Source organism: Stenotrophomonas sp. 1L-E-5-B-C3, assembly GCF_057292075.1.
Genome location: NZ_JBXAWS010000019.1, coordinates 45652 through 66212, shown reverse-complemented (window position 1 = coordinate 66212; position 20561 = coordinate 45652). Strand labels below are relative to the sequence as shown.

At 66.9% G+C, this 20561-nt stretch carries 16 protein-coding genes; 1 reads left to right on the top strand and 15 read right to left on the bottom strand.

Annotated features, from left to right (window positions below; all coding sequences use genetic code 11):
- Window positions 1–6 precede the first annotated feature (6 nt).
- From AC0Z6F_RS19375 to AC0Z6F_RS19350, 6 genes are all read right to left on the bottom strand, one after another.
- Complete coding sequence (locus AC0Z6F_RS19375; protein ID WP_012512122.1) at window positions 7–1245, bottom strand: hypothetical protein; 1239 nt, start codon at window positions 1243–1245, stop codon at window positions 7–9.
- A 17-nt stretch (window positions 1246–1262) separates the two neighbouring features.
- Complete coding sequence (locus tag AC0Z6F_RS19370; RefSeq protein ID WP_006392232.1) at window positions 1263–1865, bottom strand: DUF2242 domain-containing protein; 603 nt, start codon at window positions 1863–1865, stop codon at window positions 1263–1265.
- Between the two features lie 245 nt (window positions 1866–2110).
- Entirely contained in the window at window positions 2111–4288 is a 2178-nt protein-coding gene (locus AC0Z6F_RS19365; RefSeq protein WP_012512123.1) for a carboxy terminal-processing peptidase, read from the bottom strand.
- A 291-nt stretch (window positions 4289–4579) separates the two neighbouring features.
- Window positions 4580–5590 (bottom strand): lipoyl synthase, encoded by a 1011-nt coding sequence (gene lipA, locus AC0Z6F_RS19360; RefSeq protein WP_006392304.1) that lies wholly within the window; start codon window positions 5588–5590, stop codon window positions 4580–4582.
- 18 nt (window positions 5591–5608) lie between these two features.
- On the bottom strand, window positions 5609–6319 hold the full coding sequence (gene lipB / locus AC0Z6F_RS19355) for a lipoyl(octanoyl) transferase LipB (protein ID WP_485618137.1): 711 nt from the start codon (window positions 6317–6319) through the stop codon (window positions 5609–5611).
- Window positions 6307–6585, bottom strand: coding sequence for a YbeD family protein (locus tag AC0Z6F_RS19350; RefSeq protein WP_012512125.1), 279 nt, complete (start codon window positions 6583–6585; stop codon window positions 6307–6309). Before AC0Z6F_RS19350 ends, lipB begins: the two co-directional genes overlap by 13 nt.
- A gap of 261 nt (window positions 6586–6846) precedes the next feature.
- Here AC0Z6F_RS19350 and AC0Z6F_RS19345 point away from each other — a divergent pair, with 261 nt between their 5' ends.
- The gene (locus tag AC0Z6F_RS19345) at window positions 6847–7920 is read left to right on the top strand and encodes a lipid A deacylase LpxR family protein (protein ID WP_012512126.1); all 1074 of its coding nucleotides are present in this window, start codon (window positions 6847–6849) and stop codon (window positions 7918–7920) included.
- Between the two features lie 174 nt (window positions 7921–8094).
- Here the strand turns inward: AC0Z6F_RS19345 and AC0Z6F_RS19340 are convergent, their stop codons facing one another.
- The 9 genes from AC0Z6F_RS19340 to AC0Z6F_RS19300 form a co-directional block, all read right to left on the bottom strand.
- Window positions 8095–9315 (bottom strand): D-alanyl-D-alanine carboxypeptidase family protein, encoded by a 1221-nt coding sequence (locus AC0Z6F_RS19340; protein WP_006392399.1) that lies wholly within the window; start codon window positions 9313–9315, stop codon window positions 8095–8097.
- 100 nt (window positions 9316–9415) lie between these two features.
- Window positions 9416–10687 (bottom strand): septal ring lytic transglycosylase RlpA family protein, encoded by a 1272-nt coding sequence (locus tag AC0Z6F_RS19335; protein ID WP_100435234.1) that lies wholly within the window; start codon window positions 10685–10687, stop codon window positions 9416–9418.
- Window positions 10684–11829 (bottom strand): lytic murein transglycosylase B, encoded by a 1146-nt coding sequence (gene mltB / locus AC0Z6F_RS19330; RefSeq protein WP_006392401.1) that lies wholly within the window; start codon window positions 11827–11829, stop codon window positions 10684–10686. The genes AC0Z6F_RS19335 and mltB overlap by 4 nt, the downstream gene beginning before the upstream one ends.
- A 1068-nt stretch (window positions 11830–12897) precedes the next feature.
- Window positions 12898–13953: a rod shape-determining protein RodA gene (rodA, locus tag AC0Z6F_RS19325; RefSeq protein ID WP_232053977.1), complete on the bottom strand. Its 1056-nt coding sequence runs from the start codon at window positions 13951–13953 to the stop codon at window positions 12898–12900.
- 269 nt (window positions 13954–14222) lie between these two features.
- On the bottom strand, window positions 14223–15335 hold the full coding sequence (gene rodA / locus AC0Z6F_RS19320; RefSeq protein WP_012512130.1) for a rod shape-determining protein RodA: 1113 nt from the start codon (window positions 15333–15335) through the stop codon (window positions 14223–14225).
- A complete protein-coding gene (mrdA, locus tag AC0Z6F_RS19315) occupies window positions 15332–17407 on the bottom strand; it encodes a penicillin-binding protein 2 (RefSeq protein ID WP_012512131.1) in 2076 nt (691 codons plus the stop codon). Before mrdA ends, rodA (AC0Z6F_RS19320) begins: the two co-directional genes overlap by 4 nt.
- 3 nt (window positions 17408–17410) lie before the next feature.
- Window positions 17411–17896: a rod shape-determining protein MreD gene (mreD, locus tag AC0Z6F_RS19310; RefSeq protein ID WP_006392642.1), complete on the bottom strand. Its 486-nt coding sequence runs from the start codon at window positions 17894–17896 to the stop codon at window positions 17411–17413.
- Window positions 17893–19116: a rod shape-determining protein MreC gene (gene mreC / locus AC0Z6F_RS19305; protein ID WP_012512132.1), complete on the bottom strand. Its 1224-nt coding sequence runs from the start codon at window positions 19114–19116 to the stop codon at window positions 17893–17895. The genes mreD and mreC overlap by 4 nt, the downstream gene beginning before the upstream one ends.
- Window positions 19117–19237: 121 nt before the next feature.
- The gene (locus AC0Z6F_RS19300) at window positions 19238–20284 is read right to left on the bottom strand and encodes a rod shape-determining protein (RefSeq protein WP_005419402.1); all 1047 of its coding nucleotides are present in this window, start codon (window positions 20282–20284) and stop codon (window positions 19238–19240) included.
- Window positions 20285–20561 lie beyond the last annotated feature (277 nt).

Below are 20561 nucleotides of genomic sequence, written 5' to 3'. Positions count from 1 at the left end.
TCACCTTCAGTTGGGGTCTAGGGTCAGGCTGCCTGGCCTGCCGGTAGCCGCGCAGTGGCGCAGCTGCGCCTCGCGCCAACGCCGGTAGAGCGTGGTATGCAGATTGTGCACCGCCAGGTCGATCGAAAACGGCGTTCGCGGGTTGCGATCGAGCAGGCGGGCGATGTGGTAGCCGATGGGACGTATACCGCGTGGATGCACATAGATCACGAACTGCTGGTAGAACGGATCGTCCAGCAGCTGGTCCATGCGTGCCAGCGTGGCGTGGTAGCGCGGTTCCAGCCGTGCACGAAGGTCCGGGTCGCGCTCGAACAACAGACGCTCGAAGTAGCGCCGGCCGACGCGCGGAATGCGCTGGGCCAGCGTCCAAAGTTCAACATTGCGCTGGTCGTACCAGGCCAGGCCGCCATGCTCAGCCAGTGCCTGCGCGGCGCCCTCGCCCACCTCGACCACGACGAAGTTCTCGGCCTGGTTGCTCAGGTCATCCAGCGTGCCCTTGTCGTACACGTGCTCGATGAAACCGGGCACGCCGACGAAGGCCTGCCGTCCCATCGCCGAGGTGCGCACCGCCTTGCCATCAGCGAAGAAATCACCCGCGTGGGCACCGAGCAGGATGCTGTCGGTCTCGTGCAGGGCGAGGAAGGTGCCGATCGACAGTTCATCTGCTGCGAACTCAGTATCGAACGCGGCATCACCATAAAGCTCTCGTTGCGTGGCCAGCTGCGCGACCTGGCGGCCGACCCCGCATTCGGCACGCACGGCACCGCCGTAGAAGGCCTGCAGTGCATGGCTGTTGCCCGCCTCGGGAACATAGCCGCGGCCGAAACTGCGCGTGCGCTGCCAGCCTTGGGCGCGTGGGCCCTGCAGGCCGAAGCCGATCCAGCCCAGCTGCGGGCCGGAAAATCGGAAGCGGGTATTGGCCTGCAATGCCGAGGTCGCACGTTGTGTGGCTGCGCCCAGCTGGAACGCATAGGCACAGACCGTGGCCGGATCATCCAGCAGCCGCTGCAGCAAGGCCTGGCGCGTTGCAGCGGGCATGTCTGCCGGCCAGCGCACGCGCAGATCGCCGGCGGCCTGCGCCTCGGCCAGCGACGCGCGCGTACACACCGCGCCGCCGTGCTCCTGCGGCGTACTGAGCGCGACTTCATCGAAACGCCAGCCCAGCCGCTGCAGCAGCCCCTGCGTGCAGTCGGCGGCTGTGGCCGCCATGCCCAGCACAGGCGCAAGCATCAGGGCCGCGCCCATCAACCCGCCGTGCACGTTCAGCCCTGGTCCGTGCGGGCCGGTGCGGGCTCGGGAGCTGCAGCGGGTGGTGGCGGCGGCAACGGCGATGGCGTGCCCGCAGCCGCCGGCAGGTACTGTTGCAGGCGCTGGAAGAAGCGGCGATAGAACTCGGCATCGGTGACCGTGCTGCTGGCCACTTTCACCAGCGAGTCGTCATTGCTGCCGAACGGCAGCGACACCGAGCCCAGCGCACCGACACCAACACTGGCCGAGGTTGGGCTCTTCTTCAACGCATAGCGGTCCTGCACCGCGCTGACGAACACCAACGCCTGGCTGCCGCGTGGCGCGCAGGAGATGCGCAGCACCAGCTGTTCGTGGTCATCCTCGCGCGGCTGGAAGTTCTTGTTGCCTTCCACCTGCGTATCGTCGGAACGGGCGATTGCATAGCCTTGGCTGAGCAGGGTGCGCCGCGCCGCTTCGCAGGCATCAGCCGGCCGACCATCGACCGTGCGCGAGAAGGTATCGCCGGAATCAAAGGATTCGCGCAGCACGGTGCTGTCGGCGGCACGACCACCGCAGGCCGACAGGACCAGAGCGCTGGCGAGGGCTACGGCAGCACTGGAAAAACGAGAGGCCCGCATGGGTACTCCTGCGAGGACAGTACCGCCAAGGGTAGTCCCGCGCCCGTGTGCAGCAGGTCGAAAGTGCGCCCGCCAGCCCCCGTCGTTGCAGCCTGTTCATGCGCCGGTAGCGCCGGGCCATGCCCGGCGGAAGCGCGCGATCCACTTCGCTCGCCGGGCACGGCCCGGCGCTACCGTGAACGAGGTCCCCAGACAGAAAGGGGCCGGCAATGCCGGCCCCTCGGCTATCACATGCCGTCGCCGGCTCAGTCCGCCCAGCGACCAGCGCCGGTGGACTGCGGCAGCACCTGCGCCGACAGCGGGCGGTCATTGGCCAGCAGGTTCACCGCATCGGCCAGGATCGAGGCCGACTCGCGCAGCAGCGGATCCGGACGCTTCTCGGCAGCCTTCTCGCGGGCGGCATCCTTCACGATGTCGCGCTCGTTGCCAGTCAGGCCGTCGTCGTTGCTGTCATCGGCCAGCGGGTCCAGGGCCAGGCCCAGTTCCTTGCGCATCGCCTGGCGCTCCTTGCGCTGGGTGTCCTGGCGCTCACGCTCGGCGCGGCGGGTGGCCTCGTTGAGCGAGATGTACTTCTTCGCGGCCTCGGTGCGGAACTGCTGCACGTCCTCGTTCCACCACTGGAATTCCTTGTCGGCGGCAATGCGCGCGTCATGGCGGGTTTCCAGCTTCGGCAGCAGCGGCGCGAAGTTGCCGTACTGGGTGTGCGGCACGGCAGCAATGCGGGTCCACGGCAGGGCGTTGTCGTAGGTGCTCTCGCCGAATTCGGTGGCATCGACGCTGGCCGGGAACGCCAGGTCGGGCACCACACCCTTGTGCTGGGTGCTGCTGCCGCTGATGCGGAAGAACTGGGCGATGGTCAGCTTGACCTGGCCGAAGCGCTGGGTTTCGCCACTCGGCCAACGGTCGAGATCGACGATGTTCTGCACGGTGCCCTTGCCGAAGCTGGTTTCACCGATCACCAGGCCACGACCGTAGTCCTGGATGGCGCCGGCGAAAATCTCGGAGGCCGAGGCCGAGCCACGGTTGATCAACACCGCCAGCGGACCGTCCCAGGCCACGCCCTGGTTGCGGTCACTGTTGACGGTGATGCGGCCACCGGATTCACGCACCTGCACCACCGGGCCCTGCTCGATGAACAGACCGGTCAGTTCAATTGCTTCGTCCAGCGAACCACCGCCGTTGTTGCGCAGGTCCAGTACCACGCCGTCCAGCTTGTCGTTCTTGAAGCCGGCCAGTAGCTTGGCCACGTCACGGGTCGCCGAAGCGTAGTCGGCGGCGTTGCGACGACGACCTTCGAAGTCCTGGTAGAAGGTCGGCAGCTTGATCACGCCGACCTTGCGTGCCGGCTCGCCGTTGGCAGCCGGGATGCTCATGGTCTCGCCCTTGGCGGCCTGTTCGGCCAGGCGCACCTTCTGCCGGGTCAGCACCAGGGTGTGATGCTTGCCGTCGGCACCTTCGGCCGCCGGAATGAATTCCAGCTTGACCTCGGTGTCCTTGGCGCCGCGGATCTTGGCCACGACATCGTCGATGCGCCAGCCGATCACGTCCTCGATCAGGCCGGACTTGCCCTGGCCGACGCCAACGATGCGGTCACCCGGCTTCAGCGTGCCGTCCACCGCCGCCGGACCACCGGCGATGATCTCGCGGATCACCACCACGTCGTCCTGGCGCTGCAGCTGCGCGCCAATGCCTTCCAGCGACAGCGACATCGCCTGGTTGAAGTTCTCGGCGGTGCGCGGGGTGAAGTAGTCAGTATGCGGATCGACCGCGCTGGTGTACGAATTCATGAAGAACTGGAAGACGTCTTCGCCCTTCAGTTCGTTGACCGATTTCTGCAGCGTCGCATAGCGCTTGTCCAGCGTCTTGCGGATGTCGTCCGGCTTCTTGCCCGCCAACTTCAGGCGCAGCCAATCGTTCTTGACCGACTTGCGCCACAGCTCGTCCAGTTCGGCGCTGCTGGCCGCCCACGGCACCTTCTTGCGGTCGTATTCGAAGCGCTCGTCGGCGGTGAAGTCCGGTTCCTGCTTGAGCAGCTTGCGCGCATAGGCCACGCGTTCGCCGACCCGCTGCTTGTACACGGCGAATACCTGGAACGCCGGCTCCAGCTCGCCGCCACGGATGGCCGAAGAAATGTTGGCTTCGAACGGCGCGAAGCGCGCCACGTCGGCCTGGGTGAAGTACTGCTTGCCGCCGTCCAGCGTTTCCAGATAGCGCTTGAACACGTCCTTGGAGGTGGCCTCGTCCAGCGCGCGCGGGCGGTAGGCATAACGACTGTCGGACAACAGGCCGTACACCAGCTTGGAGGTGGTCACCTGATCGGCGGTGGCCGCAGCAGGCAATGCGGGCGAGTCGGCCTTGGCCGCCAACGCCAGCGGCGCGACCAGCGCCAGGGCCATCAGGAATGCGGGGGCTTTGAATTTCATTGACGTGCTCGAAGGCGCCTTGCCAAGGGGGAGACTGCGGGGTGTTCAGACACCGCGACAGTGCCGAAAGTTGCCGGGTTTGTCATCCGGCCGCGTTCGGTGGAAAACCAGCCTAGCGGGGCCGGTGTAGCAAATTGTGAATGCAGGCGAAGGCGTGCGGACCAACGGTCCGCACCCACCACCAACGGTGGGCGCGCCCATCGGTAGCGGTGGGCCACCGATCGGTAGCGCCGGGCCATGCCCGGCGGCTCTTTCCCGCTGCGCTCGCCGGGCATGGCCCGGCGCTACCGATCAGGAGACGCCGGCGCCCTTGGCCTGCACGTCGGCGTGGTACGACGAGCGCACCATCGGGCCGGAGGCCACGTGGCTGAAGCCCAGCTCGTAGCCGTAGTCTTCCAGCGCCTTGTAGTCCTCGGGGGTCCAGTACTTCAGCACCGGGTGGTGGTGCGCGGTCGGCTGCAGGTACTGGCCGATGGTGATCATGTCCACGTCGTGCGCGCGCAGGTCGCGCATGGTGGCCTTGATCTGTTCGAACTCTTCGCCCAGGCCCAGCATGATGCCGCTCTTGGTCGGCACCTCCGGGTGCTGCGCCTTGAAGTTCTTCAGCAGGTTCAGCGACCACTGGTAGTCCGCGCCCGGGCGTACGTTGCGGTACAGGTCCGGCACGGTCTCGATGTTGTGGTTGAACACATCCGGCGGGTTCTGCGCCAGGATCTCCAGCGCGCGCTCCATGCGGCCCTTGCCACGGAAATCCGGGGTCAGCACTTCGATGCGGGTGCCCGGCGACTTCTCGCGGATGGCGCTGATGCAGTCGACGAAGTGCTGGGCACCGCCGTCGCGCAGGTCATCGCGGTCGACGCTGGTCACCACCACGTACTTCAGGCCCATGTCGGCCACGGTCTGGCCGAGGCTGGCCGGTTCGTTGGCATCCGGCGGCTTCGGGCGGCCATGGGCGACGTCGCAGAACGAGCAGCGACGGGTGCAGACTTCGCCGAGGATCATGAACGTTGCCGTGCCGTGGCCGAAGCACTCGTGGATGTTCGGGCAACTGGCTTCCTCGCACACCGTCACCAGGCGGTTCTCGCGCAGCTTGGCCTTCAGGTTCTGCACCGCATTGCCCGAGGGAATGCGCACGCGGATCCACGACGGCTTGCGCAGCACCGGCGCGTCGGCGAACTGCACCGGCGAGCGGTTGATCTTGTCACCGCCCAGCTGCTTGACTCCGGCCTGCAACGGCGCGGCGGACGGAGAATCGCCCTGCACGATCTGCAGGGGAATGGAACGGGCGGTGGATTCAGTCATGGCAGTTCCGGGTGGCGGTCAGGCGGCCGCAGAAAAATCAGGCAGTTCGGGCGTGTGCTGCAGCAGCAGGCCGAACTGGCGGGCCAGGTGGTCCAGCAGCACCGGCTTGACGGCATCCATCCCGGAGGGGCCACCCAAGTCTACCACCGAGGTCACCTGCAACCCCTGATAGCCACAGGGGTTGATACGGTGGAAGGGTTCCAGGTCCATGGCCACGTTGAAGGCCAGGCCATGGAAGGTGCAGCCACGGCGCACGCGGATGCCGAGCGCGGCGATCTTGGCGTTACCGACATAGACGCCGGGGGCGCCCTCGCGGCGCTCAGCGCCGATGTTCCATTCGGCGAGCGTGTCGATGATCGCCTGTTCGATGCGGCACACGTAGTCGCGCACGCCGATGCCCAGCCGCGGCAGGCGCAGCAGCGGGTAGACCACGATCTGGCCGGGGCCGTGGTAGGTCACCTGGCCACCACGATCCACGTGCAGCACCGGGATCTCACCGGGCGCCAGCACGTGCTCATCCTTGCCAGCCTGGCCGAGAGTGAACACCGGATCGTGCTCGACCACCCACAGCTCGTCGGCATCGGCGTCGCTGCGCTGGTAGGTGAAGCGCTGCATGGCACGCCACACCGGCTCATAGGGCTGGCGACCGAGATCACGGACCACCGCCGGGCGCGGCGCGCGGTGTTCCGGGGCGGCTTCGGCCGGGCAGCTGTCGGCTACAGCGTCCACTTCACTTCCGGGTGGTCGCGCAGTGCCTGGTGCGCCAGATCGTACTGTTCGCGGCTCTCGGCCTTGAACACCATGCGCACAGACACGTACTTGCCGTTGGTCGAATGCTTCCAGCTGATGCGTTCATTGACCACATCGATACCGGCAGCCAGCAGCAGGCGGGGAAGCTCATGTTCCAGGCCGCGGTTGGCCGGGCCCATCGCGCTGAGCTCGAACTGGCCGGGGAACTGGAAGCCGTGGTCGGGGTTGTCGGACTTGATTTCCATGCCCCCATTATCGGGCCGCAAGGCAACAAACCCAAGAGTATTCATCGAAGTCAGCAGACCCACCAATGAGTCGCTGCGTTGCACCTGAACAGGCGTTCAGCATTGGCCATTGCCCGCGCAGGCGCCGCAGGGCAGTACAGGATTGTCTTCACGAGACAATGTCGTTTTCGGAACAGACAAGTGATTCGAACGCGCTCGTTCCATCACGCCCGCACGAGTACCGTGTCGCGGCAGATAACGACAGACAGAAAAAACCTCCTCATGAGCCCCCCTTCCCAACGCCGCCTCACGGCCCTCGGGCTGTCCGGCCTGCTGGCCGCTGCCCTCCCCCTTGCCGCCCAGGCGGCCGAACAATGTGGCCCGGACGCGATGCGCGACCACCCGCCGCAGATCAATTTCCGCGTCGACAACGACCTGTTCGGTGGCCGCCACCAGGACCAGGGCTATACCAACGGTGCGCTGTTGACCCTGGTCTCGCCCAACCTGGTCGATTACACCGATGACCCGTGCCTGCCGCGCATGGCGCGCTGGGTGAACCAGTACCTGGAAGGACTGCATCCGGGCAAGTTCGAACAGCAGAACATGATCTTCAGCATCGGCCAGGGCATTTTCACCCCGACTGATTTCAGCCGCAGGGACCTGATCGAGGACGACCGCCCTTACGCCGGCGTACTGATCGCAAACTTCGGTTTCAATGCGCGCAGCGGCGACCGTCTGCAGACCACCCAGCTGACGCTGGGCGTGGTCGGCCCGTGGGCACAGGGCAAGCAGGTGCAGAATGCGGTGCACGAAGTACTGGGCGACGAGAAATTCAAGGGCTGGGACAACCAGCTGCACAACGAACCGCTGTTCATGCTGACCCATGAGCGCATGCGCCGCTGGCCGGGCGATGCCAGCATCAATGCCGACGGTTGGGGTTGGGACGCGATCAGCCACTACGGCGGGTCGATCGGCAACCTGGAAACCAAGGCCAACCTCGGCGGTGAAGTGCGCTTCGGCTGGAAGCTGCCGGACGACTTCGGCAGCACGCCGCTGCGCCCGGCCGGTGAGAATACTGCGCCGACCCGCAGCGGCCGTCCCAATGGCTGGTCCTGGCACCTGTTCGCGACCTCGGACGCTGCCTGGGTGATCCGCGACATCACGCTGGATGGCAACACGTTCCGCAGCAGTCACAGCGTGGACAAGCGTCATGTGGTGGCCTACGGCGGCTACGGCGTGGCCGTGATGTACGGACGCTGGAAGTTCGCCGCAGCGCGCTATCACAGCACGCGCGAGTTCAACGGCCAGCGCGAGGCGCCCGTGTTCGGCAGCTTCACCATCAGCCGCTCGCTGTAGGTAGGTGCCGACCGTTGGTCGGCACACCGGGGCCGGCATATCCGGATGGGTTCATGAGGAGCCGGCCAGCGGCCGGCACTACCCACATCCGGCAGGATTCATGCGCAAGCGGCATCCCGAAACGGAAAAGGCCGGCATTTGCCGGCCTTTTCCTTCACCACGCCGGGGCGTGGATCATTCCGATTCCCACCACATCCAGAAGCTGTCCCACAGGCGCTTGAAGAAGCCGGCCTGTTCGACGGCAGCCACCGCCACCAGCGGCGCTTCGGCCACCAGCTTGCCATCCAGCATCACCTTCACGGTGCCGATCTGCTGGCCGGCGGTGAACGGCGCTTCCAGCGTCTTGGGCACGTCGATGCTCGGCTTCAGGTCGTTGTAGCGACCGCGCGGCACGCTCACCAGCATCGGCTGGGCCACGCCCAGCTGCACCTTGTCGGTGGTGCCCTTCCAGACCTTGTGCTCGGCCACGGCCTTGCCCGGCTCGTACAGGCGATGGGTCTCGAAGAAGCGGAAGCCCCAGTTCAACAGGGCCAGGCTGTCATCGGCACGCTGCTTTTCCGACTGGCCGCCCAGCACCACGGCCACCAGGCGCTGGTCACCACGCTGGGCAGAACTCATCAGGCAGTAACCGGCTTCCGAGGTGTGGCCGGTCTTGATGCCGTCCACGCTGCCATCGCGCCACAGCAGCAGGTTGCGGTTCGGCTGCTTGATGTTGCCGACCTGGAATTCCTTGATCTTGTTGTACGCGTAGGTTTCCGGGTAATCGCGCACCATCGCGCGGCCCAGCAGTGCCAGATCGTAGGCGCTGCTGTGGTGGCCCGGGGCGGTCAGGCCATGGGCATTCACGAAGTGCGAATTCTTCATGCCGATCTTGGCCGCGTAGCTGTTCATCAGCGAAGCAAAAGCTTCTTCGCTGCCTGCCACGTGCTCGGCCAGGGCGATCGCGGCGTCGTTGCCGGACTGGATCGCCATGCCCTTTTCCATGTCTTCCAGGCGTGCAGTCTGGTTGACCGGGAAGCCGCTGTAGCTGCCATCGGTACCCGCGCCACCTTCGCGCCAGGCGCGCTCGCTCATCATCACCTGGTCGTCCGGACGGACCTTGCCGTTCTTGACCTCGGCGGCGATCACGTAGGACGTCATCACCTTGGTGATGCTGGCCGGGGCCAGCTGTTCGTTGATGTTTTCACCAGCCAGCACCTGGCCGGTGGCGTAATCCATCAGCACCCAGGCTTTGGACACGCTGGGCGCGGGTGCCGGCGGGGTGGCGACGGTGGCCGGGGCAGCAGCGGCGGCGGCAGGCGTCGGCGTGGCCGGGGTCGGCAGCGGCGTCTGGGCGGAGGCCAGGCCCACCACCAGGGTGGCGGCCAGGGCGGTGGCGGCGGAACGGAAATTCATTGGACAGCAGGCTCCAGGGGACGGCCGGGAATGGAGGGTGGAACGTAACGGCCATTGTAAGGCCGGGGGAGCATGGGCCGGCAGCACCGGCCCGGGCGGATCAATCCTTGACGATCTGCGGCGAACCCAGGCCCAGACCGGCGATACGGCCGGCAAGTTCCGCGGCACTGGCATGGTCGCTGGCGGGAACGCGCAGGCGGAACAGGGTGCGGCCACCGGCGGCGATGTCGCTGATGGTCGCGCCGACGATACCGGCGGCGTTGAGCTGGCCCATCGCGCGGTTGGCATTGTCGCGGCTGGAGAAACTGGCGACCTGCACCATCACCGCGCCCACTACCTGCTGCGACAGGCTGGGTGCCGCTGGCGTGGTGCGGACCGGCGCCGGCGCAACAGCGCGCGGCGTGGTGCTGGCAGCGACCGCCTGTGCCGGCGCGGTGCCGCGCACCGGCGGCGCACTCGGCGGCAGGCTGCTGACCGCCACGTCCGGCACGGTGCTGGCCACGCCCTGGGTGGTGGCCGGCTGGCCACGCGCCGGCATGCCATCGGCAGGCAGGCCCTTGACCAGGCGATCGATGTCGCTGTCGGCGGCGGCACGTGCGGCCGGTACCGGCCGCGCACTGGCCACCGCAGTTGCCGCAGCGGCCGCTTCCGCAGCACGACGTTCGCGACGCGACGGTTTCTGCGCCATCAGGTTGCTTTCGCCCGGCTGCAGCGCGCGCACTTCGACGTTGCCGGTGCCGCGCTGGGTGATGCCCAGGCGCACGGCGGCGGCATAACTGAGATCGACCACGCGACCATCATGGAACGGACCACGATCGTTGACGCGCACGATCACCGATTCGCCGTTGTCCAGGTTGGTCACTCGGGCGAAGCTGGGCAGCGGCAGCGTCTTGTGCGCGGCGGTGAACTGGTACATGTCGTAGACCTCGCGGTTGGAGGTCAGGCGGCCATGGAACTTGGCACCGTAGTACGACGCGGTACCGCGTTCGACATAGTTGCGGGTATCGTCGAGCACCTTGTAGGACTTGCCCAGCACCACGTACGGGGTCTTGTTGCCGATCGCCGAGCGATCTTCCGCGGTCACTTCCGGCTCGGGGATGCAGGCCACGTTGGGAATGTAGTCCGGCGTGCTGTCACGCACGCCCGGCTTGTACAGGCCGCCGGCAGTGTAGTTGCCGCGGGTATTGAGGTCTTCCTTGGCGGCCGCATACGGCGAGCCCTCCGGGCAATGCGCCGGGCGTGAGCCACGGCCCTGCACCAGCGTACCGCCGGACTTGCCGCCATGGCCGGCCGTGGCCGGCTTCTTCGGCGCGCTGCTGCAGGCAGCCAGCGCGAGGACGATCAAGCCTGGGACCAGCCATCTGATGTTCATGCCGGGGGCAGCTCCTGTCCGGCGATGGCCTGGGACAACTGGAACACGGCCATCGCATACATCTTCGAGAGGTTGTAGCGGGTGATCGCATAGTAGTTCTGGAAGCCCAGCCAGTACTGCTTGCCGGTGCTGCCTTCCAGGGTGATCGGGGTGGCGGTGGCACCCGGCTGCACCGGTGCATTCGGCTGGTAGCCGCGCTGCGCCAGATCGGCCAGCGACCAGGTGGGCATCCACTCGGTCGGGTTGAATTCCTCGCGCCCAGCGGCCAGCGTTGCGGGCACGGCGACCTGGCCGCCACGCACCCAGCCGCCCTTCTTCACGAAGTAATTGGCGATGGACGAGAACACGTCGTCATAGCTGGTGAACAGGTCGCGGCGGCCATCACCGTTTCCGTCCACGGCGTAATCCAGATAGCTGGACGGCATGAACTGGCCCATGCCCATCGCGCCGGCATAGCTGCCCTTGAGCGTGGTGATGTCCAGTTTCTCTTCGCGGCCCAGTTCGAACAGTTTGGCCAGTTCATCGCGGAAGAACAGTTCGCGGCGCACTTCGCGCTCCAGCTTGGCCGGATCACCACTGCGCGGGTAATAGAACGCCAGCGTGTACAGCGCATCGAGCACGCGATGGTTGCCGGCATTCTTTCCGTAGCTGGTTTCCACGCCGATGATTGCCACGATCACTTCGGCCGGCACCCCGGTGCGCTGCTGCACGCGATCCAGTTCGGCACGGTGCTGGGCCAGGAACGCGCGGCCGCCATCGATGCGCGCCTTGCTGATGAACATCGGCCGATATTCGTTCCACGGCTTGACCCGTTCGGCCGGGCGCGACATGGCGGCGATGATCGGCTGGCGCACCTGAGCCTGGTCGAGCACGTTGCTGATCTGCTCCGGTTTCAGGCCATAGCGCTTGGCGGTATCGGCAACGAAGCGGGCACGCGCGACCTCGAACGGGACCGGGGTGAGGTCGACCGGCGGCGCGGTAGCAGCGGCGGCCTCAGGCGCGGCCTCGGCCGGGCCATGGGCCTTGGCGGCAGGCTGGCGCGGCGTACTGCTGGCCTGGGGCGAAGACGGTGGGGACTTCGGCTGGGTCGCGCAGGCGACCAGGCCGAGGGTGAGCATGCAGGCCAGAGTGCGTCGAATCATCGTCGCAGGTTAGCAGGTCATGGATGAATTAAAACCCCTAACACCATGAATCACAACGATTTGCATGCGAGCAGCGGGAAATGTGAAGGCCTCGTGATCCCGTTTCCCCATTCAGATAGAGGTTGCCGGTTGCGTCCCCATCCCCGCAGACGCAACCGGCGACCGGATCCGGTCGGTACCTGCGCGGCTGCCGCTCCCCAGTGGCAGTACCCCGCGCTCCCTGTACCCGTTGGACCAGTACTGCTTTCCCGCCCGACGCCCCCTCGCGCTGCAACGATTGACGGCGCGCCGTGCCGAACGGGCCGTCATTGTGCAGGCCGATTACGACAAGTCCATTGATCAGGATCAACGCGCTGTAAAAGTGTGAACCAGCTAACGCTTTTTACGGACTTTGGTCGTCGGGCGTGCTGTCGTGCATCGTGGTGAGAACGCTTCCACAACGAGCGTTGCGCAGAGTCAGGAAGTTTCCGGCCAACGGCGCGGCCCCTCGTGTGTGGTCGCGAAAAGCGGCTCATGTAATTGGGGCGGGCGCGGTGGGTTCGCGGGACACGCCGTAAACCCGTCCCTGGGGGCTCGATGGCGCCATCCATGGCGCCAACGGTCCCGCGAACCCACCGCGCCCGCCCCCTGACAGTTTCCGTGCGCGTCCACCCACGGAGAAGAAAGAGAAGATCAAAAGCAAAAGCGGCCTGGCGGGGCGCTTCATTGCCTTGTGTGGAGCCGAAGGCAGCGGCAGGAGCCGCTGCCAACGTCGCCCACGGCGACGGCCCGAAGGGTGCCGGTCAGGACGACCGGCATAGCCATGCTCGGTTCACGAGCAAGCGCAGCGCCGCGACCCGCTTTTGATCTTCTCTTTCTTCTCCGTGGGTGGCAGACCGCCAAAATCTGTCAGAGGCCGGTCGGGTTGGGTACGCGGGGGTGTCAGCCGCATGGATGCGGCTGCCAAGCCTCCAGGGACGGATTCACGGCGTCCCCCGCGTACCCAACCCGACCGGCCCACCCGCGGCTTCTGCTTTCCGCGACCACCCAGACACCACCCACGAGGGGCTGCGCCGTTCGCTGGAAACCCTATCCCCCGTGCACGGGCCGGTGCCCACGTACCGCCATCACCAGGCCGATGCCGGCCAGCAGCGAGACCGCTGATGTCCCGCCATAACTGATCAACGGCATCGGAATGCCCACCACCGGCAGCAGGCCGGAAATCATTCCACCGTTCACCAGCACGTAGACGAAGAACGCCAGCCCCAGGCTGCCGGCCAACAACCGTGCATGGGTGTCGCGCGCCTGCACCGCGATCCACAGGCAGCGCCCGACCACAAATAGATAGAGTGCGAACACTGTCGCCACGCCGATCCAACCGAACTCCTCGGCGAGCACTGAAAATGCGAAGTCGGTCGTGTACTCGGGCAGGAAATCCAGTGTGGCCTGGGTGCCCTGCCCCCAGCCGCGCCCCTGCCAGCCACCCGAACCGATCGCGATGCGCGACTGCAGGATGTTCCAGCCGGTGCCGAGCGGGTCCGCCGTCGGGTCGAGGAAGGTCAGCACGCGATCCTTCTGGTACTGCCGCAGCAGTCCGAACCACGCCAGCGGCGCGGCCACCGCCAGCCCCGCCACACCCGCCGCCACCCAGCCCCAATGCAAGCCGGCCAGCAATAACGCGAATACGCCGCTGGCGGTCACCAGCGTGGCGGTGCCGAGGTTGGGCTGCATCAGGATCAGAACCGCTGGCACGCCAATCAGCACCGCGGCGGTGAGTACCGTGCGTGGCGAGGGCGGCAACGGCTGCCGATGCAGGTACCAGGCCATCATCAACGGCAGGCTGAGCTTGAGCAGTTCGGACGGCTGCAGATAGAACACGCCCAGGTTGAGCCAGCGCTGCCCGTACTTGCCGGTGCCAATCACATATACCGCCATCAGCGGCAGCATCGACAGCGCGTACAGCGCCGGCGTCCATGCGCGCAGGCGCAGCAGCGAGACCCGCGACAGCAACCACATCGCCACCAGGCCACCGGCAAAGCGCGCCGCCTGCCCCGTTACCGGACCGGACACGCTGTGCAGCACTGCCAGGCCGGCGGCCATCAGGATCAACAGCGCGATCAGCAACGGCAGATCGATCGTGCGCATCGCCTCACGGCAGCCGCCAAGCATTCGTTTCCATTCCACGCGGGCCACGGTAGCAACGCGCCCTTGCGTGAAGCTGTCAGGCTGCTTCTGTATTTGTAGAGTCGAGCCATGCTCGACTGCCTTTCGTACAGTGTATGCAGGCCCTGAGCCGAGCATGGCTCGGCTCTACAGAAATCAGAAGCGGTCGAGCAAGCTCGACTCTACGGGAAGGCGAAGGCAGGTAGCGCCGGGCCATGCCCGGCGGCGGCTCGCGAAGCGCGCAGCCGGTGTTACCCGTAGCCGCCGTGTACCGGATTGTGGCTGCGTACCGCCATCACCAAGCCGAAGCCGGCCAGCAGCGAAACCGCCGACGTACCGCCGTAGCTGATCAGCGGCATCGGCACGCCCACCACCGGCAGCAGTCCGGAAATCATCCCGCCGTTGACCAGCACGTAGACGAAGAACGCCAGCCCGGTGGCACCGGCCAGCAGCCGCGAATAGGAATCGCGCGACTGGCTGGCGATCCACAGGCAGCGACCGATCACCACCAGGTACAGCGCCAGCACGGTGGCCACGCCGATCCAGCCGAATTCCTCGCTCAGTACCGAGAACGCGAAGTCGGTGGTCTGCTCGGGAATGAAGTTCAGGTGCGACTGCGAGCCCTCGCCCCAGCCCTTGCCATCGAAGCCGCCAGAACCGATCGCGATCTTCGACTGGATGATGTTCCAGCCAGCACCCAGCGCATCCATCTCCGGGTCCAGGAACATCATGATGCGGTCCTTCTGGTAGGGCCGCAGCAGCCAGAACCAGGCCACCGGTGCGACCGCGGCCACACCACCCACACCCAGGCCAACCCACCACCACGGCAAGCCGGCCAGCAGCAGCACGAACACGCCGCTGGCAGCGATCAGCACGCCGGTGCCGAAGTCGGGCTGCAGCATCACCAGGCCGGTCGGCACACCTATGATGACCAGGGACACGAGCACGGTATTGAAGCGCGGCGGCAGCGGCATCTTGTGCAGGTACCAGGCCACCATCATCGGCAGGCTGACCTTCAGCAGTTCGGCCGGCTGCAGATAGAAGAATTTCAGGTCCAGCCACTGCCGACCGTACTTGCCTGTGCCAAGCACGAACACTGCCAGCAGCGGAATCATCGAGATCGCATAGATCATCGGCGTGGCCGAGCGGATACGCAGTATCGGTACCCGCGAGATGCCCCACAGCGCGGCCATGCCCACCGCGAAACGCGCGCCCTGGGCCATCACCAGGCTGTCGCCGCCCGCGCTCTTGAGTGTCGCCAGACCGATCACCATCAACGCGCCCAGCGCCAGGCACAACACCCAGTCCAGCGTGCTGAAGAAGCGGCGCAGCATGTCGCCGGCCCAGCGCAGGAATACTTTCATCGCGCGGGCTCCGCGGCGGTCGGGCGTGGTGTGACCGGCAGTGCGGCGGCAGCCGGCGTACCCGGCTGTGGTGCAGGTACCGGCTCCGGCGCAGGCACGCCGACCAGCACCTGGTGTTCACCCACCTGTGCGGCGGCGAGGTCGCCCGCCTGGCGCGCGCCCACATCTTCGTTGTCGAATGCGGTCGCACCGATGGCAGTGGTGCCACGTTCGCTGTCCAGCGGCTGCATGCCTTCAGGCATCTTGCCCAGCAGATAGGCATCAAACACCTTGCGGGCGATTGGTGCGGCCGCCGCACCGCCGTAACCACCACCTTCCACCGCGATCGCCAGCGCGATCACCGGCTGATCGACCGGCGCGAAACCGACAAACAGCGCGCGGTGGCGCAGGTGCATCGGCAGGCTCTTCGGGTTCACTGCGGCGGTGCCCTTGCGGCTGACGACCTGCGCGGTACCGGTCTTGCCTGCCATCGTATAGGGTGCGCCGGCCGCCATCCGCGCAGCGCTGCCGCCGGGCAGCATGGTGGCCATCATGCCTTCGCGCACCGCCTGCAGATTGTTCGGGTTCGGGCTGACCGGCTTGCTCTCGCCCGGGTCGGTGGCCATCCAGTCATGGTCGAAACCTGCACGTTGCTGGATCACCAGGTGCGGCGTGCGCAGCTGCCCGTTGGCCAGCCCACTGACACCCCGTGCCAGCTGCAACGGAGTGACCTTCCAGTCGCCCTGGCCGATGCTGATGTTGACCGTGTCGCCGGGGTACCACGCTTCCTTGCGGCTCTTCCGCTTGTACGCCGGAGACGGCAGGATGCCCCCGATCTCGCCGGTCAGGTCGATGCCGGTCGGCTGGCCGAAGCCGTAGTACTCCATGTAATGGTCGAAGCGCTCGATGCCCAGGTCCAGCGCCAGCTTGTAGTAGTAGGTGTTGACCGACTGCGCGATGGACTTGCGCAGGTCGGTCCAGCCATGGCCGCCGCGGTGCGAGTCACCCCAGCCACGCGAGGTGCCGGGCAGGTAGAACATGCCGGTGGACAGCACTTTGTCTTCGGGCCGGCGCACGCCCGAATCGAGGCCGGCCAGGCCGATCAGCGGCTTCAGGGTAGAACCGGGAGCGACGCCACCCAGCACCAGGCGGTTGAACTGAGGCCGTGATGGGTTGTCGTTCAGCGCCTTGAAGTCGGCATGGGAAATACCGTTGACGAACAGGTTGGGGTCGTAGGACGGCAGGCTGACCATTGCCAGCACCTCTCCGGTGCGCGGGTCCATCGCCACGGCCGAGCCTTCCTGTTCGCCGAAGGCGGCCACCATTGCGCGCTGCAGGTCGGCATCGATCGACAACCGCAGGTCGGCGCCGGACTGCGCGGCGACGCGGCCGATGGTACGGATCGCACGGCCCTGTACGTTGGTCTCGACCTGTTCGTAGCCGACCTTGCCGCGCAGCTGCTGCTCGTAATAGCGCTCCAACCCGGACTTGCCGATGTGGGTCAGGGCTGCATTGCCCTCGCCGAGGATTTCCAGATCCTTTTCATCGACGCGGCCGACGTAGCCGATGATGTGCGCGAACAGGTCACCGTACGGGTAGCGCCGGGTCAGATAGGGTTCCAGCTCGACGCCGGGGAAACGCCAGCGATCGACCGCGAAGCGCGCCATCTCCTCGTCGCTCATGCGCAGCTTCAGCGTGACCGGCAGGAACTTGCGGCGCGCCTTGCGCGACTTGTCGAATGCTTCCAGCTCTTCCGGGCTGATGCTGATGATCTTCGCCAGCCCTTCCAGGGTGGCATCCATGTCCTTGACCTTGTCCGGGGTCACGTCCAGGCGGAAGGCCGGCACGTTCTCGGCCAGCAGGCGGCCGTTGCGGTCGTAGATCATGCCGCGCCCGGGCACTACCGGCCGTGGCTTGATGCGGTTGGCTTCCGAGCGGGTGGCGTAGACGTCGTGGTCCAGCACCTGCAGCTTGAAGTACCAGCCGCCCAGGCCCAGCAGGCAGACCAGCACGCCAAGGAAACCCAGCGCCGCGCGGCGGCGGAACTGCTCGGCTTCGGCGTGCGGGTTCTTGACCTGGCGGCGCGGAATCATGGCTCAGCGCCCGCGCTTGCCGAAACGCACCGCGTCCAGCAGCACGAACACCAGCGGCCACAGGCCCATGCCCAGCAGCGGCGCCCACCAGTACGACCACGGCAGGGTCGGCTCATCCACCACGATGTGGACCAGCGCGCTGACGATGCGGTCGTTGAACAGCAGGCCGCCAATGGCGAGCATCTGCTGCGACATCGGGAAGAAGCGGATGCGGGCGCGGAAGCGCTGGAGGATGAAGGCCAGCATCACCAGCCGCAGCGCCTGTTCTCCCAGCACGCCGCCGTACAGCAGATCGGCGATGACGCCACTGGCGAAGGCGATGCCCAGGCCGACGCGCTCGGGCGCTTCGATCACCCAGTACGCCAGCACCAGCGCCAGCCAGTACGGACGCAGCGGCTGCAGCAGCGCCGGCAACGGCAGCAGGCCCAGCAGCAGGGCCACTACCAGGCTGGCCGGCAGCACCCAGGGGTTGTCGCGCAGGCGGCTCATCGCTGGGCCTCCGGCGTGGTCGGTTGCCGGCCAGCGGCCGGCACTACCGGAGCGCTGGCTGGAGTGGAGCCCCCTTGTTGTTCAAGGGGGCGCGCCGCAGGCGCGGGGTTAAGGAAAGATGCGGGGGCAGCATTCCTCGTCGCAGACGGGGATTGCTGCCGGCCAGCGGCCGGCACTACCGTGGAGCTGGCTGGAGATGCCGGGGCCACCGTCGGCGACGCGGACGGAGCCGGTGACCGGCCCACAGTCGGTGCAGGCGTTGCAGGTGCGGGTGCCGGCGTGGTGGTGGCCGGTGCGGTTGCCGCCGGCACAGTTCCGCCCGCCGCCGGGCCACCCGGGGCGGTCTCTTCCAGCTGCAGGCGCAGTTCCGGCGGAATGCGGATCGCCGCACCCGGGCGCAGCAGCAGCACGTCGCGGCCACGGTCGAGCTGTGCCGCCGGCTTCAGTTCGCCGACCAGGAAGGCATGGGTGTCGTCCGGGCGCAGGCCGGTGATGGTGCCGACCGGGAAGCCTGCCGGGAAACGGCCGCCGAGGCCGGAGGTGACGATCTCGTCGCCCACTTCCACGCCGGCGCTGAGCGGGATGTCGCGCAGTTCCAGCTTGTCACCGCGGCCATAGACGATCAGGCGAACGCCGTTGCGGGCCACGGTGACCGGTACCGCATGGTCGGGGTCGGTCAGCAGCAGCACCGTTGAGGTGCTGCCGGTGACGCTGATCACCTGGCCCATCAGGCCCCCGACATCGATCACGGCCTGGCCGACGTGCACGCCTTCGCGGCTGCCCGCATCCAGCACCAGGCGCTGCTTCACCGGGTCCAGGTCGATGTCCAGGATCGGCGCCAGCTGCACGTCCAGGCCACTGCGCTCGGCTACGTTCAGCAGCTCGCGCAGCTGGGCGTTGTCCAGCGCGGCGGTCTGCAACCGGGTCAGGCGGGCGTTGGCCAGCAGCAGCTGGTTGCGCAGTTCGCGGTTCTCGGTCACCAACTGGCTGTGGCTGGCTGCAGAGTCCTTGACCTGGTTGCCGAGCTTGCCGGGCAGGCCGGCCAGTGCCCACACCGGCTGCACCAGACTGTTGGCCTGCCCGCGCAGGCGCGCCAGCCAGCCGGCCTGGTCGTCAAGCACGATCAGGGTGATGGCCAGCGCGAGGTAAGCCAGCAGCCGCAGCGGGCTGGCGGCATCACCGGATCGGGAAGCGACGGGAGGTCCGGCGTAGGGCGGCACGGCAACGATTCAACTGGCAGAAGGCGGAGGGGAAACACGCGGACGCCCCGCCGGTGCCGACCCACCATCATGGCGGGCCGCACCCCGGTGGGGCGCTGCGGGCGCAGGCAGCCGGGACGGCTTACTCCGGCGCAAAGAACTCGTTGCCGTGCATGTCGACCAGCTCCAGTGCACGGCCACCACCGCGGGCCACGCAGGTCAGCGGGTCATCGGCCACCTGCACGTGCAGGCCGGTTTCCTCGGAGATCAGGCGGTCCAGGTCACGCAGCAGGGCGCCACCACCGGTCAGCACGATGCCGCGCTCGGCGACGTCGGCGCACAGTTCCGGCGGGGTCTGCTCCAGCGCCAGCTTGACCGCGCTGACGATGCCCGAAAGCGGTTCGTGCAGGGCTTCGAGCACTTCGTTGGAGCTGATCTTGATCATCTTCGGCACGCCCTCGGCGAGGTTGCGGCCGGAGATTTCCATCTCGATCACTTCCGCCTGCGGGTAGGCGCAGCCCAGTTCGACCTTGATGCGCTCGGCGGTGGCTTCACCGATCAGCATGCCGTGGTTGCGGCGCACGTAGTTGGTGATCGACTCGTCGAAGCGGTCGCCGCCGATACGGACCGAGGCCGAGTAGACGATGCCGTTGAGCGAGATCACCGCCACTTCGGTGGTGCCGCCGCCGATGTCGATGACCATCGAGCCACGGGCTTCGGTGACCGGCATGCCGGCGCCGATCGCGGCGGCCATCGGCTCTTCGATCAGGAACACGTCACGGGCGCCGGCTTCCTCGGCCGATTCCTTGATCGCGCGGCGCTCGACCTGGGTCGAGCCGGCCGGCACGCAGACCAGCACGCGCGGGCTCGGGCGCAGCACGCGCGACTTGTGCACCTTCTTGATGAAGTGCTTGAGCATCGCCTCGGTATAGGTGAAGTCGGCGATGACGCCGTCCTTCATCGGGCGGATGGTGGTGATGTGGCCCGGGGTACGGCCCAGCATCTGCTTGGCCTCGGCGCCGACGGCTGCCACCGAGCGTGTACCACCGATGGCGCGATCCTGACGCACTGCGACCACCGACGGCTCGTTCAGCACGATCCCCTGCCCGCGCACGTAGATGAGGGTGTTGGCCGTGCCCAGGTCGATGGACAGGTCGTTGGAGAACATGCCACGGAGTTTCTTGAACATCTGAGGAAGGAGTCCTGAGGGGTGTCGTGCCCGCCGCGGGATGGCGAAAAAATGGGCAGAAATCGAGGCCGACAAGCCTAGCAACCCGCCTGCCGCCGAGCAAGGAAAAAACTAGCTGAACCCGCGCCTTGACAGGCTTTCGGCCCGATCGGGCATCACCCGGTTCTGGCCCTGAGCGGCACCAGCGGGTAACCTTTGCGCCGTCGGGCGCCCAAGGGCGCCGTTTGCTTGCCTGCTGAACCGGGCCGGCCCACCCCAAAATTCACCGCATAGGCTT

Excerpts from the sequence above, each read along its gene's own strand:
- AC0Z6F_RS19365 (WP_012512123.1), bottom strand. The coding sequence starts at position 4,288 with ATGAAATTCAAAGCCCCCGCATTCCTGATGGCCCTGGCGCTGGTCGCG.
- rodA (WP_232053977.1), bottom strand. The coding sequence starts at position 13,953 with ATGCGCACGATCGATCTGCCGTTGCTGATCGCGCTGTTGATCCTGATG.
- AC0Z6F_RS19350 (WP_012512125.1), bottom strand. The coding sequence starts at position 6,585 with ATGGAAATCAAGTCCGACAACCCCGACCACGGCTTCCAGTTCCCCGGC.
- mltB (WP_006392401.1), bottom strand. The coding sequence starts at position 11,829 with ATGATTCGACGCACTCTGGCCTGCATGCTCACCCTCGGCCTGGTCGCC.
- AC0Z6F_RS19335 (WP_100435234.1), bottom strand. The coding sequence starts at position 10,687 with ATGAACATCAGATGGCTGGTCCCAGGCTTGATCGTCCTCGCGCTGGCT.
- rodA (WP_012512130.1), bottom strand. The coding sequence starts at position 15,335 with ATGAAAGTATTCCTGCGCTGGGCCGGCGACATGCTGCGCCGCTTCTTC.
- lipA (WP_006392304.1), bottom strand. The coding sequence starts at position 5,590 with ATGACTGAATCCACCGCCCGTTCCATTCCCCTGCAGATCGTGCAGGGC.
- AC0Z6F_RS19375 (WP_012512122.1), bottom strand. The coding sequence starts at position 1,245 with ATGGGCGCGGCCCTGATGCTTGCGCCTGTGCTGGGCATGGCGGCCACA.
- mrdA (WP_012512131.1), bottom strand. The coding sequence starts at position 17,407 with ATGATTCCGCGCCGCCAGGTCAAGAACCCGCACGCCGAAGCCGAGCAG.
- AC0Z6F_RS19300 (WP_005419402.1), bottom strand. The coding sequence starts at position 20,284 with ATGTTCAAGAAACTCCGTGGCATGTTCTCCAACGACCTGTCCATCGAC.
- AC0Z6F_RS19370 (WP_006392232.1), bottom strand. The coding sequence starts at position 1,865 with ATGCGGGCCTCTCGTTTTTCCAGTGCTGCCGTAGCCCTCGCCAGCGCT.
- AC0Z6F_RS19345 (WP_012512126.1), top strand. The coding sequence starts at position 6,847 with ATGAGCCCCCCTTCCCAACGCCGCCTCACGGCCCTCGGGCTGTCCGGC.
- AC0Z6F_RS19340 (WP_006392399.1), bottom strand. The coding sequence starts at position 9,315 with ATGAATTTCCGTTCCGCCGCCACCGCCCTGGCCGCCACCCTGGTGGTG.
- mreD (WP_006392642.1), bottom strand. The coding sequence starts at position 17,896 with ATGAGCCGCCTGCGCGACAACCCCTGGGTGCTGCCGGCCAGCCTGGTA.